Origin of the sequence: Butyrivibrio sp. ob235, assembly GCF_900109475.1 — a bacterium.
In the GTDB taxonomy this organism is placed as follows: Bacteria; Bacillota; Clostridia; order Lachnospirales; family Lachnospiraceae; genus Butyrivibrio.
Map to the genome: position 1 here is coordinate 52,184 of NZ_FOBE01000014.1, position 12,941 is coordinate 65,124.

16 protein-coding genes and 1 tRNA gene are annotated in these 12,941 nt (G+C 40.1%); all 17 read left to right on the forward strand.

Going from position 1 to position 12,941, the window contains the following annotated elements; translation table 11 throughout:
* The first annotated feature begins 13 nt into the window (after window positions 1–13).
* The 17 genes from BMW61_RS11315 (at window position 14) to BMW61_RS11385 (ending at window position 12,934) form a co-directional block, all read left to right on the forward strand.
* On the forward strand, window positions 14–817 hold the full coding sequence (locus tag BMW61_RS11315; RefSeq protein WP_026498403.1) for an FRG domain-containing protein: 804 nt from the start codon (window positions 14–16) through the stop codon (window positions 815–817).
* A gap of 50 nt (window positions 818–867) precedes the next feature.
* Window positions 868–941 (forward strand) — tRNA-Arg (locus tag BMW61_RS11320).
* 73 nt (window positions 942–1,014) lie between these two features.
* Window positions 1,015–1,332 carry a DUF3795 domain-containing protein gene (locus tag BMW61_RS11325; protein ID WP_091821963.1) on the forward strand — a complete coding sequence of 106 codons (318 nt, stop codon included), beginning with the start codon at window positions 1,015–1,017 and terminating at the stop codon, window positions 1,330–1,332.
* Window positions 1,325–2,524 (forward strand): methyltransferase domain-containing protein, encoded by a 1,200-nt coding sequence (locus BMW61_RS11330; protein ID WP_175475170.1) that lies wholly within the window; start codon window positions 1,325–1,327, stop codon window positions 2,522–2,524. Before BMW61_RS11325 ends, BMW61_RS11330 begins: the two co-directional genes overlap by 8 nt.
* Before the next feature lie 85 nt (window positions 2,525–2,609).
* Complete coding sequence (locus BMW61_RS11335) at window positions 2,610–3,104, forward strand: NUDIX domain-containing protein (RefSeq protein WP_091821968.1); 495 nt, start codon at window positions 2,610–2,612, stop codon at window positions 3,102–3,104.
* A 51-nt stretch (window positions 3,105–3,155) separates the two neighbouring features.
* Window positions 3,156–3,689, forward strand: coding sequence for an HAD domain-containing protein (locus BMW61_RS11340; RefSeq protein WP_091821971.1), 534 nt, complete (start codon window positions 3,156–3,158; stop codon window positions 3,687–3,689).
* Complete coding sequence (locus tag BMW61_RS22465) at window positions 3,686–3,781, forward strand: aminoglycoside 6-adenylyltransferase (RefSeq protein ID WP_242876709.1); 96 nt, start codon at window positions 3,686–3,688, stop codon at window positions 3,779–3,781. The genes BMW61_RS11340 and BMW61_RS22465 overlap by 4 nt, the downstream gene beginning before the upstream one ends.
* Window positions 3,782–3,888: 107 nt before the next feature.
* Entirely contained in the window at window positions 3,889–4,389 is a 501-nt protein-coding gene (locus BMW61_RS11345; RefSeq protein WP_091821974.1) for a cupin domain-containing protein, read from the forward strand.
* Between the two features lie 36 nt (window positions 4,390–4,425).
* Window positions 4,426–5,304: an SPL family radical SAM protein gene (locus tag BMW61_RS11350; RefSeq protein ID WP_022762987.1), complete on the forward strand. Its 879-nt coding sequence runs from the start codon at window positions 4,426–4,428 to the stop codon at window positions 5,302–5,304.
* A 13-nt stretch (window positions 5,305–5,317) separates the two neighbouring features.
* Window positions 5,318–5,464, forward strand: coding sequence for a hypothetical protein (locus tag BMW61_RS21900; protein WP_175475171.1), 147 nt, complete (start codon window positions 5,318–5,320; stop codon window positions 5,462–5,464).
* Entirely contained in the window at window positions 5,461–5,667 is a 207-nt protein-coding gene (locus BMW61_RS11355) for a hypothetical protein (RefSeq protein WP_091821976.1), read from the forward strand. Before BMW61_RS21900 ends, BMW61_RS11355 begins: the two co-directional genes overlap by 4 nt.
* Window positions 5,654–6,412, forward strand: coding sequence for a class I SAM-dependent methyltransferase (locus BMW61_RS11360; protein WP_091821979.1), 759 nt, complete (start codon window positions 5,654–5,656; stop codon window positions 6,410–6,412). Before BMW61_RS11355 ends, BMW61_RS11360 begins: the two co-directional genes overlap by 14 nt.
* 134 nt (window positions 6,413–6,546) lie before the next feature.
* Window positions 6,547–7,257: a hypothetical protein gene (locus tag BMW61_RS11365; RefSeq protein ID WP_091821982.1), complete on the forward strand. Its 711-nt coding sequence runs from the start codon at window positions 6,547–6,549 to the stop codon at window positions 7,255–7,257.
* Window positions 7,254–7,904: a CD3324 family protein gene (locus BMW61_RS22470; protein WP_242876711.1), complete on the forward strand. Its 651-nt coding sequence runs from the start codon at window positions 7,254–7,256 to the stop codon at window positions 7,902–7,904. The genes BMW61_RS11365 and BMW61_RS22470 overlap by 4 nt, the downstream gene beginning before the upstream one ends.
* Window positions 7,905–8,020: 116 nt before the next feature.
* The gene (locus BMW61_RS11375; RefSeq protein WP_091821984.1) at window positions 8,021–10,357 is read left to right on the forward strand and encodes a DUF3160 domain-containing protein; all 2,337 of its coding nucleotides are present in this window, start codon (window positions 8,021–8,023) and stop codon (window positions 10,355–10,357) included.
* 8 nt (window positions 10,358–10,365) lie between these two features.
* Window positions 10,366–11,781: a CapA family protein gene (locus tag BMW61_RS11380; RefSeq protein WP_175475172.1), complete on the forward strand. Its 1,416-nt coding sequence runs from the start codon at window positions 10,366–10,368 to the stop codon at window positions 11,779–11,781.
* A gap of 58 nt (window positions 11,782–11,839) precedes the next feature.
* The gene (locus tag BMW61_RS11385; RefSeq protein ID WP_091821990.1) at window positions 11,840–12,934 is read left to right on the forward strand and encodes an NHL domain-containing protein; all 1,095 of its coding nucleotides are present in this window, start codon (window positions 11,840–11,842) and stop codon (window positions 12,932–12,934) included.
* Window positions 12,935–12,941 lie beyond the last annotated feature (7 nt).

The window sequence follows — 12,941 nt, forward strand, 5'->3', positions numbered from 1 at the left end:
TGTGAGGTGACAGATGATCAATACCGTAAGAATTGATAACATGGATTCACTTTTCCGAATGATATCAGAGCAGGAGTACAGGGATGACCTTGGAAGGCACAGGAATCTCTTTGTGTACAGAGGACAGCCCGATGCGGATTTTGAACTGGTAACAAGTCTTATGAGAAACTGCAAGGACAAGAGAAGAGAGCTCGAGCCTTGTATATTAAGGAATTTTACTAAGTATGCTGCCATAGAGGAACCATCTATAGAAAGGTCCGTATGGAGACAAATGATTTTCGGACAGCATCACGGACTCCCCACAAGGCTCCTTGACTGGTCGTTCTCACCTCTGATTGCACTTCATTTTTCCACAGCTGAAGGGGACATGGATCAGATGGATATGCATGACAGTGCAGTTTGGAGAATAGATATCCATGAGCTTCATGATCTTCTTCCCGAAAAATACAGGCAGGAATCCAAGCGAGTTAACAATACTGTTTTCTCAGTTGATATGATGCAGGATGTATGCGACAGCCTGGATCAGTATGATAAGGATATGGGTAACCAATCGATGGTAGTTATAGAGCCGCCTTCAGTTGACAGGCGCATAGTTAATCAGTATTCTTTCTTTTCCGTGATTCCGAGTGACATGGAGGATATCGAAGGCTTTCTTAATAAAAATACCTCCAACACTTATAAGTATGTATTGGACAAAAAACTACGCTGGCAGGTCAGGGACATGCTGGACCATCAGAACATTTCGGAAAGAATTGTTTATCCGGGACTGGATGGTCTTTCACGCTGGCTTGGAAGACACTACTTCGTGAAGTCTTGAAGTTAGCTGACGGCTATGATACTATATTTTAGTGCGAAAAAAGCATAAGTGTTCTCGTAGCTCAGCTGGATAGAGCGTCCGCCTCCTAAGCGGAAGGTCGTGTGTTCGAATCACATCGGGAACGTTTACATTGAGGAGTCTGTATTACAGGCTCCTTTAGTTTTATCTGAGAACCATGGGATGAGAGATAAGAAGTTATGATAGATTTTACAACCATAACCGCTTGCGGTGAGTGCTGCGTTGGATGTGAGAAAAAGATAAAAGGTATATGTCCCGGTTGCATTGAGGCAGAAGGACGCGTGCCGGAATGGGCCGGATCAGGAATATGCAAGGTCTATGCCTGCTGCAAAGAACACAATGCACAGTTCTGCGGTTTATGTGACGAGTTCCCCTGCGATAATCTTCCACAGATGATTTCCTGGAATCCGAATATTATGGAGCATCTTACGAAATTGAGAGATGAATACAAGACTGCGGACCGGCGCTCAGAAAGGTTATTTATACATAATGGCTGAAGCATACATTGGATTTAAAGGTCAAAATAATTCATCATCTATGCTGGTAAGTACATTGTCGCAGAAGCACTATCTGCTGACAAATTCTTTTGATGGATTAAGAAAAGATATTGCTAAGCTTCCTGCAGAGTATGATGTGGTATATCTCTTTGGAGTGGATAAGAATTTGACCAACTCGTTTCGCATCGAGCAATATGCGGAAAAAGATGGAATCTGTATAACTACTGAACTTGATCTTAAAGCTATTGCTGAACGTTTGTCAGTAGCAGGTATTAAAAGCACAATATCAAAAACACCAACTTATTATCTTTGCAATGAGGCTTATTGGTATTTGCTTAAAAAATATCAGGGAAAAGCAGTGTTGATTCATATTCCAACGATAAAGAATTTTCAAGAAATATTTGAAAAAGTAACATCAAGTAAAGGAACCAATATAGATTGGGGAAAGGAAAAAGAATACTTACATAGCACAAGAAACAATCTGTGGAATAATGATTACTTTGAGTTTCTTGTAAAGTCTGTATGGAAGATAGACCATCCCGTAAGAATTATAGATTTTGGTTGTGGATATGGGTATCTGGCACAGATGATGTTGCCATTAATTCCAAAGGGAAGCACTTATAAGGGAATAGATATTTCTGAAGATCTTATTGCAGAAGCGCAGAATTTATTTTCTGATTGTAGTGCGCTGACTTCCTTCGAAGTAGTAGATTTAAATGATTATGAACCTGTAGCCGAATATGATATTGCTATATGCCAGGCTGTGCTGCGACATCTCAATAATCCTGAAGACATCTTGAAAAAGATGACAAGGTCTGTAAAGGAGAATGGCCTGGTAATATGCATTGAACCAAGCAGACGCCTGGAAAATGCCGGTATTTTTGCAGATAATGAAGTTTATGATCCATTTGAAAACGATGAGTTTTTAAAACAAAAGTGGCTTTCTGAGGAAAAATCCGGTGGAAGAGATTACCAAATTGGTATGAGAATTCCGGTGATTATGGAAAAACTGGGTTTAAAGAACATCGGAGTCAGAATCAATGATTATGTTGATTTCATTAGTGCAGGCAGTGAAGATTTAGAATCAGAGAAAAGAAGATTTATAAAAGATCATGGCTTGGATGACAAATATTTGGAATCTGAGAATTTCATTGCTGCCAGATGCCATGTGATTTCTTTTGGCTACAAATAAGGAGAAATTAGTAGGACTATAATGTTGACCTTGCCCTAAGGGTACCCTCTATTATTTGTATATAGTAATAATGTGGGAGGTTGCCGTGCTTTTTAAATACTGTGCTGAATGCGGACATGAACTTGAGGATATAAAATGCGGGGATGATGATTGCAAGATATGTCCTTCCTGCAAGCGAATTTATGGAAGAAATCCTATTCCGGTTGTTGAAGTTTTGGTTGTAAATGAGTATAACGAGATTCTTCTTTTGAAGCAGAATTATATTTCTGAGGATAAGTGGACAGTCGTATCGGGATATATGGTTGAAGGAGAGACCATTGAAGAGGCTGTGGCAAGGGAAGTAAAAGAAGAAACCGGACAGATAGTTACGAAGTGCCGGTATGTGTCCAGTTATTACTTTGAGCCAAAGCAGCTTATCATGATAGGTTTCATTGCTTATGTAAAGAAGGCGGAATTTGCTGAATCTGTCGAGGTGGATGACCATAAATGGTATAGAATAGATGAAGTGGATGATGTAATAGCCAGAGTAAATAATTGTTCCGGAATGCATTTTGATAAGTGCAGAGATTATCTGCAATAAGAGTGTTTAGGGGAAATGCGATAAAACTTTTTAAGGACAGACAGGATCATTATGAGTAATATTATATTTCTTGATGTTGATGGAGTTCTGAATTCAAAGTTCTGGGACAACGAGCATCAGCGAGAAATTAGTGAAGGCAAATACGTAGATATTGAGAAAGTAAGCTTGTTGGGAAGTCTTGTAAAAAGGACTGGCGCTAAGATAATTCTCCACTCAGGTTGGAGATTTTGGTTTGACAAATCAATGAAACCACTTAGGCCGGAAGCTGCGTTTTTTGCTGATACAATGAAGAGTGAAGGCATTAGGATTGCAGGAGTTACACCGGACTTAACTACGGAAGAGATAAGAAAGACTAAGAAATTCAGTATGGTTAAGGCTGATGAAATACTGCTGTGGTTAGAAGAGAATTCATATGATAATTGGGTAGTACTGGATGACCTCGAGTTAAATAATATTGAAATAGGAAAACATCAGGTTAAGACGGATGCAGAGGTAGGACTTACTGTAATGGATGTAGAAAGAGCAGTAACTATACTTGCCGGGCGACAAAAACTAATAGATTCAAGCAGAAAGACATATTCATGAGAGCAGAAAAAGAAATAATAGATATAGTGTTAGATGTGGCAAATAATGATGATGCAGTCAGAGCAGTAATCAGGACAGAGTTGGCATTATGATTGCAGATAGTTGTGGATACCAATACCCTGAAAAAACAGAAAAGGAAATGCTGGAGTTTATATTGACTCTAAAAAATCAGTTGTAAGATCTGCAAAGGAGCCCGAACATGAGAGAGCTGGTCATTAAAAATGTTAAAACTTCGGAGTATGAGCTTGTTAATCTTAACAAGCATTATGATCACGAGACTGAGAATAATAAAAGCTTTGAGTTTTTGAAGAATAATGTCGTTTCTCCGTATAAGGACGGCGAAGGTAATCTCACAGTAAATTTCTATACCCTGCAACCCGGAAAAAGTAACTATCCTTACCATCAACACTTTGGAAGAGAAGAGGTTTTTTATATTATTTCCGGCACAGCTACGCTGAAAACGCCCAAGGGAGATATCGAAGTATCTGAAGGAGATGTGATAGTGATACCTCCTAATGAAAATGGGGCACATATGCTCACAAATAACTCTGCTTCACCTGTAGTCTATCTTGATATTGATACCAAAGCTAATCCGGATGTCATATTGTATCCCGACTCAGGCAATGTGCGGATTATGGCTGGTGGCATGCAAAAGTCATTCAAAATGGATTATGAAGTAAATAATTTGGATGGAGAATAAATTACAAAAGCTAATGAATTTTTGGAAGGTGAAGAGATGCATTTTACTGATGCGAAAGGCATTTTATCCGGAAAAAATGGATACTTTGGGATGAATATATACCGTGGATGTACCCACGGTTGTATTTATTGTGACAGCAGGAGTAAATGCTATCAGTTCACACATCCTTTTGAGGATATTGAGGTAAAGCAGAATGCACCCGAGCTCCTTGAACAGGCACTAAGGTCAAAGAGAAAAAAGTGCATGATTGGGACAGGGGCGATGTCGGATCCTTATATGCATTGTGAGAAGGAACTTCTGCTAACGAGGCGATGCCTTGAAATTATTTTGGAGAATGGTTTTGGGGCAGCAGTTCAGACAAAATCAGATTTAATACTTCGGGATATTGACCTTCTTTCAGAAATAAATCGCAGTGCAAAATGTGTAGTCCAAATTACACTTACAACCTATGATGATGAGTTGTGTAAAATTCTTGAGCCAAATGTCTGCAACACAAAACGTCGTATAGAGGTCTTGGAAATGATGCGTGAACGAGGCATTCCTACAGTTGTATGGCTGACACCAATACTTCCGTTTATCAATGATACAAAAGAAAACATAGAAGCTATTCTGAATGAATGTGTTAGGACAGGAGTAAAGGGCATCATCGATTTTGGAATGGGTCTTACTCTCAGGGAAGGCGACAGGGAGTACTATTATGCTGCGCTTGATAAGAATTTTCCAGGGATAAAAGAGAAATACATAAAGCGATATGGTAATGCATATGAACTTCCAAGTCCTAATTCAAAAGAGTTGAAAGCGCTGTTTCGGAATATTTGTAAGGAAAATAATATCCTTTCAACACCAAAAGAGTGTTTTGAATTTATACAGGAGATGCCGGATAAGTATAAGCAGATGAGCCTGTTTGATTTGTAAACGGAGAAAAATAATGATAAATATTAGTGATGAGACTATCCTTGAAATAGTTCAGTGTCATTGGGATTTGGATAATCCTGAAATAGGAGAGAGGTTTAATGAAGAATCTGCAAGGCTGATGTTTAAAATCAAAAATTTGATTTGGCGAGGAGTTTTTTGAGAGGGTATTTTGGCACGGAAGAAATATCAAGAGAAGAGTTTGAGCTGATATTTAAAGGTGCTGAGCAGATGCATATTTCATATATGCAGGTTTATGGACCTTATGCGGTCGATTCATTATGGAAGATTTTGAAGTTCGGCATAGAACAGAAAAATAAATTATGGGAAATTATAAAAAGGGGTGAAGAATTTGGAAGAGTATAGCTTACAACACAAGAAAGCCTGGGAGTTTGATGCATATGATTTCTGGGTAAGAAATGCGGGGACACCGGAAGAGAGAGCAGCTAAGGATAAGGAAAATCCCGGAAAGATGCTCAAACATTATGCAAACTATTTTGATTCATATGAGGGAATTAAGGTTGCCAATATATGCGGATCATGCGGTAAGAAGGCCGTTCCGCTGGCACTTCTTGGAGCAGAGGTAACTGTTTTTGATATTTCTGAAGCCAATAAGAAATATGCAATGGAAACAGCCAAGGCAGCAGATACCACAATTGGATATGAAGTCTGCGACATCATGGAAATTGACATGAGCAAATATGAAGGCTTCTTTGATGTGGTATTTATGGAAGGCGGAATCCTTCACTATTTTCATGACATTGATGCTTTTATGAAGGTTATGCATGACTTGCTAAAGCCAGGTGGGAAGATGATCTGCAGCGATTTTCATCCTTTTACCAAAATCTCTGATGCGCTTGGATTACAGCAGCCTACCATGAGCTATTTTTCTACTGATATTTTTGAGGGAGAAATGGCACATGCCAGATTCTATGATGAAGAAATTCGCAGGCAGATTCCAAAGTGCCAGTATCGGAAGTACACAATCAGCGAAATCATCAACTCCATAATAGGAAATGGCTTTACTTTGGAAAGATTTGATGAACACCCGTCCTGGGAGAATGATATGCTTCCCGGCGAGTTCACAGCTATCGCAATAAAAAAAGAGTAATTTAGGTATAGTTCTGTTATAACGGTTCTCTCTATTTGATTACAGGACAGACGCTGATATCATCATAATTGTAAAAGCGCTGATACAAAAGACAAGGCAAACATTACATAAGACAAATAGATGAGGACAAAAACATGAACAGAGATATTTTTATAAGAAACCTTACTAAGGAAAAAATAGAGATGAGCCCTAAGGGCAGAAGCGCAAGTGAACTTTCTCCTGAAGAATTTGAGAAGAGTTATGAAAACTTTTTTGACATGATCTTTGAGATTGCAGCTACCGATGTATCTTCTGTAGAAGGCTACGGAGAGTTTGATGAGAACAACAGAGCTCCATTTGAGAGTCTTGAAGCTTTCATCCGTGATGATATGCTCGGTGATCCTGAGGATGGCTATTGGAAGAACTGGAAGGAAATGTTCGGAACAACTTTTCTTGAGGAGAATTACTACAACGAGATCGCATCAAAAGCTCTTAAGTATGCGCCGTTTTGCGAAGGTCAGAGATTTCTTGCCAACAACAACACATTCTTCTGTAATATGATCGTTGGAGAAGACGGAAAGACCTACTGCGCTGACTGGGGAAGAGCCGGAATAATGGATTATCTGATGGATTTTGTAATCCTTGATCTCAATAAGCCATATCTTCTGGTTCCGGAAAAGCTCTATGAATATGCAAAGAAAAAGAATATTAAAATTGAGAATTTCAAAGAGCGTTTCTTGTGCATGGCTTATTACAAAGGAATTGTTACACTCAGATGGCATGCTTCAATAGATGACCTTGAATCCTGCAATTCAATCGTAAAATCCATAAATGCTCTTGAAGAAAGAATGAATAAGCTTGTATGAAATACGAAAATGCCAAAAACATTTTGCCTGAAAAACTATTAGAGGAAGTTCAAAAGTATGTGGGCGGGAAAGTGATATATATTCCTAAGAAAGAATCCGCTAAGGGATGGGGCGAAGCATCCGGCTATAGAGAAAGACTCAATAAGCGAAATGCCATGATCTGCAATCGCTACTCTGCGGGACACTCTATCATGGAAATAGCAGAAGAATTCTATCTTTCACCTGAAACCATCAAAAAGCTGGTATATGGAAAGAAAGTGAATCTTCCGATGTTTTCGCCCACCATCACCTCAGCAGAGAATTACGCATCACAGGGACTTGGAGAAGAATGGGTGCGTATGTATCTGAGCTCAATGGATAAAGATGCTCCCGATTACTCAGAGTATTTTATGTCTGAGCTTGTCAGAATTCCATTAAGGCTCATCGGCACAGAAAATGATGAGCAGATATATTCAAGAGCAGAGGACTTTTCTGATCTTCCGCTCATAGTATTATATGAAAATCATGTTTTTTCTGTGCCATATCAGCAAGACTATCTGAATTGTTTGAAGCAGGCAAGACGAAATTCTCATTACGCCTTCGTTTTTGCGAGAAATGGGGAATACAGTTTTTTCTGGAATAATTTTGGGAAGAATTTCCGGAGATAGTAAATGAAAATTGCACCGTTGCATGAATTGAGCAGTTTTTTCTATTTGTTTAATATGTGATATACTTTTTATAGTTGCAACAAAAACGCAATACAGTTTTTAATGAGGGTTTTAGTATGAAGAAAAAGGTTGTTACTATATTATTGACGTTATCTATGGTCTTATCAGGATGCGCGGGTAGCACCACTCCGGGAAATAGTGTGAGTGACCAGACTGATCTTGGTGATAAAGCAAAGAACTCAGAAGATACAACAGAGGCTGCTGTTGATGAAAAAACCGAGAGCAGCGACGATGATGCTTCTGTGAAAAATGAGGAGCCGGAAGAAACGACTGATGAAACCACAGATTCGCAGGAAGATGAAGGCGGATCTGATTATGATGTCATCAATTTGTCTCTACTTGGAGACAAGGAAGAAATCTATTACGACGAGAACCTTGTTCCGTCCATCCCTGCATATTCCGTGGCAGAAGATTTTTCAAATGTAGAATATCATAAACGTTTTGCAGGACTCTTTGAGACTGAGTATGAGGACGAATACAATAATGTAACGGATTTCAGAAACATGCTGATAAAGAATTCTTTTGCTGTGACAGAAAGCAATGAAGATGAATTCTTTGATGTTTATGAAGATAATCGTTACGACTATTTCCCAAGCTTTGTAACAGTGGATTCACTGATGCATACTTATCACCTGTATTTTGCATTCCTTATGAAAAATACGGAAAAGAAGTTTTTGTCGGATAAGCTAATGAGCCTTACTGACAATATGCTTGAAATTACTCAAAAACAATATGAAGAATTAAAGGGAACAGACTGGGAAAAAGCAGCATTTAATAATCTCGCCTTTTTCTATATAGGATCCCTTCTTCAGGGTGGGAATAATAAAGCTCCTTTAAGTGATAAGAATTTCGAAGATATTGTAAGCGTCGAGTATGACAAGATCATGTCGGCTGACGGCATCAGTGTATGCGGACTCACTGAACTTAACGAGGATTATTCTCAGTACAAGGTAAGGGGTTACTACGAAGGAGATGAAATTCTGGAGAAATACTTCAGAGCCATGATGTGGTATGGACGTATTCCGTTTGAGCTTGAATCCGAAGAGAGAGTTAAGAGCGCAGTACTCATGACTATGGCGATAGATGAAAAGCCTGAGGAATGGGCTGATATCTACAGTGTAACAAGCTTCTTTGCAGGAGCTTCCGATGATCCGGGATATAACGTTTTTGCTGATCTTGTAAAGACCTGCTATGGAAAAATGCCGGCAGCAGCAGATTTATCTTCCGATAGTTCATCATTGGATAAAGTCGTAAAGGCAGCAGAGAAACTGGATCCTCCGCAGATTAATTCGGTTCCCGCTTACGAAGATGAAGAGGTTGTTATACCTTCCTTCAGATTTATGGGACAGAGATTTACCATAGATGCTTCAATAATGCAGCGCCTTGTATATCGAAATGTCCAGGAAAACAGTAACGGAGATAACAGATATCTTCCGGATACGCTTGATACGGCAGCAGTCCTTGGTTCTGATACTGCTTATTCAATTCTTGATGAGAATGGAGCAACGGATTATAAGAATTACACCGACAATCTCACTGTCCTTAAAGGTTTCTTTAGTGGTGACAACAATGAGCTCTGGAACGCAAGCCTTTATTCCGGATGGCTCAATACGCTGAGACCGTTGTTCGAGAAAAAGCCTGAAGGATATCCTTCATACATGCTGTCAGACGAATGGGAAAAGAAAGACCTGGAAACCTTCGCAGGTTCATATGCCGAGCTTAAGCACGATACCATTCTGTATGCCAAGCAGATAATGGCAGAGATGGGCGGCGGTGAGGATGATGAGGACATTCCGGACGACAGGGGCTATGTAGATCCTGAACCCGTTGTCTACAGCAGATTTTTATTCCTCTCAAACAAAACAAAAGAGGGACTGAAAAATATGGGAATGCTTGAGTCTTCCGCAGAAAAAGACCTTGATCTGCTTTCCGATATGGCTAAAAAGCTTCTTGATATTTCCGAAAAAGAGCTGAAAAATGAATCCCTTAGTGATGAGGACTACGAATTTATCAGATGCTACGGTGGTAACCTTGAGCATTTCTGGGTTGAAGTAAATAAAGATACGGTGGAGGGACTTGCATACAGTTACCAGGCACCATGTCCCATTGTTGCTGATATCGCAACTGATCCCAACGGATCGGTTCTCGAAGTAGGTACCGGCGGAGCTGACCGTATATATGTAGTATTTCCTATTGACGGAAAACTTCATGTCGGACGAGGCAGTGTTTACAGCTTCTATCAATTTGAGGTACCGATTTCGGATAGAATGACAGACTCAGAGTGGAGAGGAAGACTTAACGGCGGATATCTGGATGATGATTGGAACTGGGTTGAAGCGGAATCCACACCTGACAAACCGCAGTGGACTATGAGTTATCGCGTGAAGAGATGAAAAAAATTTTGAGTTCAAAAAAATCAGTGTGGCTGCTGCTTGTAATAGCGGCAGCCATTTGCTGCATATATTGGGCGCTGCTCTTACCCTCGTGGGTTTCCTGGCAGGAAAAGGAATTCACGTCAGATGCCGGAATCGAATGTCACCTAAAAAGAAAAAAGGTTACGCTGACTGACAGAGACGGAAATCTTTTATGGACAAACAAAAAGGAATTAAAGATTCAGGATGCCTTTATTACTGATATAGACAGAAACGGTGACGAGGAACTGATTCTTCTTTTATGGAAGAGAGGACGCTACGGAAATGAAAAACCCTTCTGGGTTACAGGGGATGAGATCAGTTATTCTCAGCATATTTTCATATATGATATCTCGGAAGACGGAGATATAGATTCCAAGTGGTTTGCATCGGATATAGGCAGACTTGTGACCAGAATGAAACTGCTTGAGAGAGATGAAGCGATAATCCTCACAGAAGACAGAAATAATGATAATACTCTATGGATATGGAGCTCGTTTGGCCTTAAGAACATCGATAATGAGGTGAAATTCGCGGCTTTCGGAGACAACATTATCCATAAGAGTATTTATGAGTACGCGTATACCAATAAGCACGGCGATTTCAGCTTTCTCTATGAGCCTTTTATAAAGGAGATAGAATCTGCCGACATAGCTTCAATTCAAGCGGAGACCATACTGGTGGATAAGCCCTCCGCTGTTTCCGGGTATCCGCAGTTCGGATCACCGATTGAGGTTGGCGAAGCCATAAAAAATGCGGGCTTTGATATTGCGGTATGCGGGAATAATCATGCTCTTGATAAGGGAATTTACGGCATAGATGTAACGACTTCATTTTATAAAAATAATGACATAACCTGCATTGGAATACAGGGGAGCAGCGACAAGGCATACAGACCTTATGAAATAATAAGTAAAAACGGTATCAGGTTTGCACTTTTCAGTTATACCTACGGAACGAACGGGATGGATATGTCTGAAAAATATCCCTACGCAGTTCATTATATTCCGAAGACGGAAAAGGATAAGGAACAGTGTGTAAGTGATATACAAGATGCGAAAAAGGAAGCGGATTTTATCGTTGTCTATGCTCACTGGGGAGATGAATACACAAAAAGTATAAGTGATGACCAGAGAGAATTTGCCTATCTTCTGTGTGATGCGGGAGTAGATGTGGTAATAGGAACACATCCTCACGTACTTCAATACGTTCAGACACTTGAAAGAGAGGATGGCGGTGAGACGCTTGTGTACTATTCTCTTGGGAATTTCCGTGCAGATCAGAAGCAGGATGAAGCTACCAGACTTGGAGGAGAGGCATATTTTACTATAGAGCACACCTTTGACGGAATAAGGATAAAGGATTATGAGCTTAAAGAAATAGATGCCGTAGTACAGCGGAAATAGGCATTATTTGTGATATACTCATAATAGTAGTGATTATAGATTCTTGTGGGGGAGTCTTATGAACAAAAAAAAGAAAAAAGGATTTAAGTGGGTAATCGTTTTTCTTGTACTTTTGGTAACAACATTTACCGTGTCCATGGTGGCCTGCGGCCTTTTTAAGGAAAAACAGGAAAAAGCCGCACAGGAAGAGAGCGTAGAAGAATTTGAGGAGGCATATATCGAAGAAACTTCATCTGATTCCTCGGAAAAAGTAAGTGGGATTCAGAATGAAAATAGCATTGATTTTAATCTTGATGCTCTTCCGGATACCGTTGAACCCGGTGGAATGTGCGTGTTTGAAGGCGCCCTTTATGTAACGGACTCCTACTCAAAGTGTGTATGGAAGGTTACTGAGAGCGGAGCAGAAATATTTGCCGGTGCCGACAGTGAGAAAGATGCGTATGACAAACCGCAGGGAGGCTATAATGATGCAGATCCTGCACAGGCTCTTTTTAAACTGCCCTGGGATGTGAGTGCTTATGGAGCCGGAATAGCTGTATCGGATACAGACAACGGAGTTATTCGTATAGTAAGCGCAGATAAAGTCGAAACTGTGCTGAATTCATCCGGTGATTCGGAGAGTTTTGAGTTCCCGACAGGCATGGCATCAGATGAGAACGGAAACCTCTTTGTTTCAGATACACATGCCAATAGTATCAAGGTGATAACATCAGGAGGAGACATCATAACTCTTCTTGATGATCTTAACTGTCCCATGGGACTTGGATATAATTCCGGATTTCTCTATATTGCTGAGACCGGGAATAACAGAATTTTAAGAGTTAACGTATCGGATGCTTCTTCAAAAAAATCCTCCGGGGATATAGAGGTTGTAGCCGGAAGTGGAACCGAGGGATTTACGGACGGGGATGCATCTGCAGCGACTTTTTCTTCACCCAAGGCTGTTGCGGTTGCAAATGACGGTACTGTTTTCGTTGCTGATACGGTAAACGGCGCAGTAAGAAGAATCAGTGATGGTCAGGTGACAACAGTGGAAGTAAAGGATGAAAAAATACCTGATGCAGAACTGGTATCTCCGATGGGAATGTGCATGCAAGGGGGAAGATTATATATTGCCGACAGTTTTGGCAAAAAAATCTTTGTAATAGAGTAAGCAAGAG

Bases quoted from the DNA above. Each gene is read 5' to 3' on its own strand.
- BMW61_RS11315 (WP_026498403.1), top strand. From the start codon at position 14: ATGATCAATACCGTAAGAATTGATAACATGGATTCACTTTTCCGAATG.
- BMW61_RS11325 (WP_091821963.1), top strand. From the start codon at position 1,015: ATGATAGATTTTACAACCATAACCGCTTGCGGTGAGTGCTGCGTTGGA.
- BMW61_RS11330 (WP_175475170.1), top strand. From the start codon at position 1,325: ATGGCTGAAGCATACATTGGATTTAAAGGTCAAAATAATTCATCATCT.
- BMW61_RS11340 (WP_091821971.1), top strand. From the start codon at position 3,156: ATGAGTAATATTATATTTCTTGATGTTGATGGAGTTCTGAATTCAAAG.
- BMW61_RS22465 (WP_242876709.1), top strand. From the start codon at position 3,686: ATGAGAGCAGAAAAAGAAATAATAGATATAGTGTTAGATGTGGCAAAT.
- BMW61_RS11345 (WP_091821974.1), top strand. From the start codon at position 3,889: ATGAGAGAGCTGGTCATTAAAAATGTTAAAACTTCGGAGTATGAGCTT.
- BMW61_RS11350 (WP_022762987.1), top strand. From the start codon at position 4,426: ATGCATTTTACTGATGCGAAAGGCATTTTATCCGGAAAAAATGGATAC.
- BMW61_RS21900 (WP_175475171.1), top strand. From the start codon at position 5,318: ATGATAAATATTAGTGATGAGACTATCCTTGAAATAGTTCAGTGTCAT.
- BMW61_RS11365 (WP_091821982.1), top strand. From the start codon at position 6,547: ATGAACAGAGATATTTTTATAAGAAACCTTACTAAGGAAAAAATAGAG.
- BMW61_RS22470 (WP_242876711.1), top strand. From the start codon at position 7,254: ATGAAATACGAAAATGCCAAAAACATTTTGCCTGAAAAACTATTAGAG.
- BMW61_RS11375 (WP_091821984.1), top strand. From the start codon at position 8,021: ATGAAGAAAAAGGTTGTTACTATATTATTGACGTTATCTATGGTCTTA.
- BMW61_RS11385 (WP_091821990.1), top strand. From the start codon at position 11,840: ATGAACAAAAAAAAGAAAAAAGGATTTAAGTGGGTAATCGTTTTTCTT.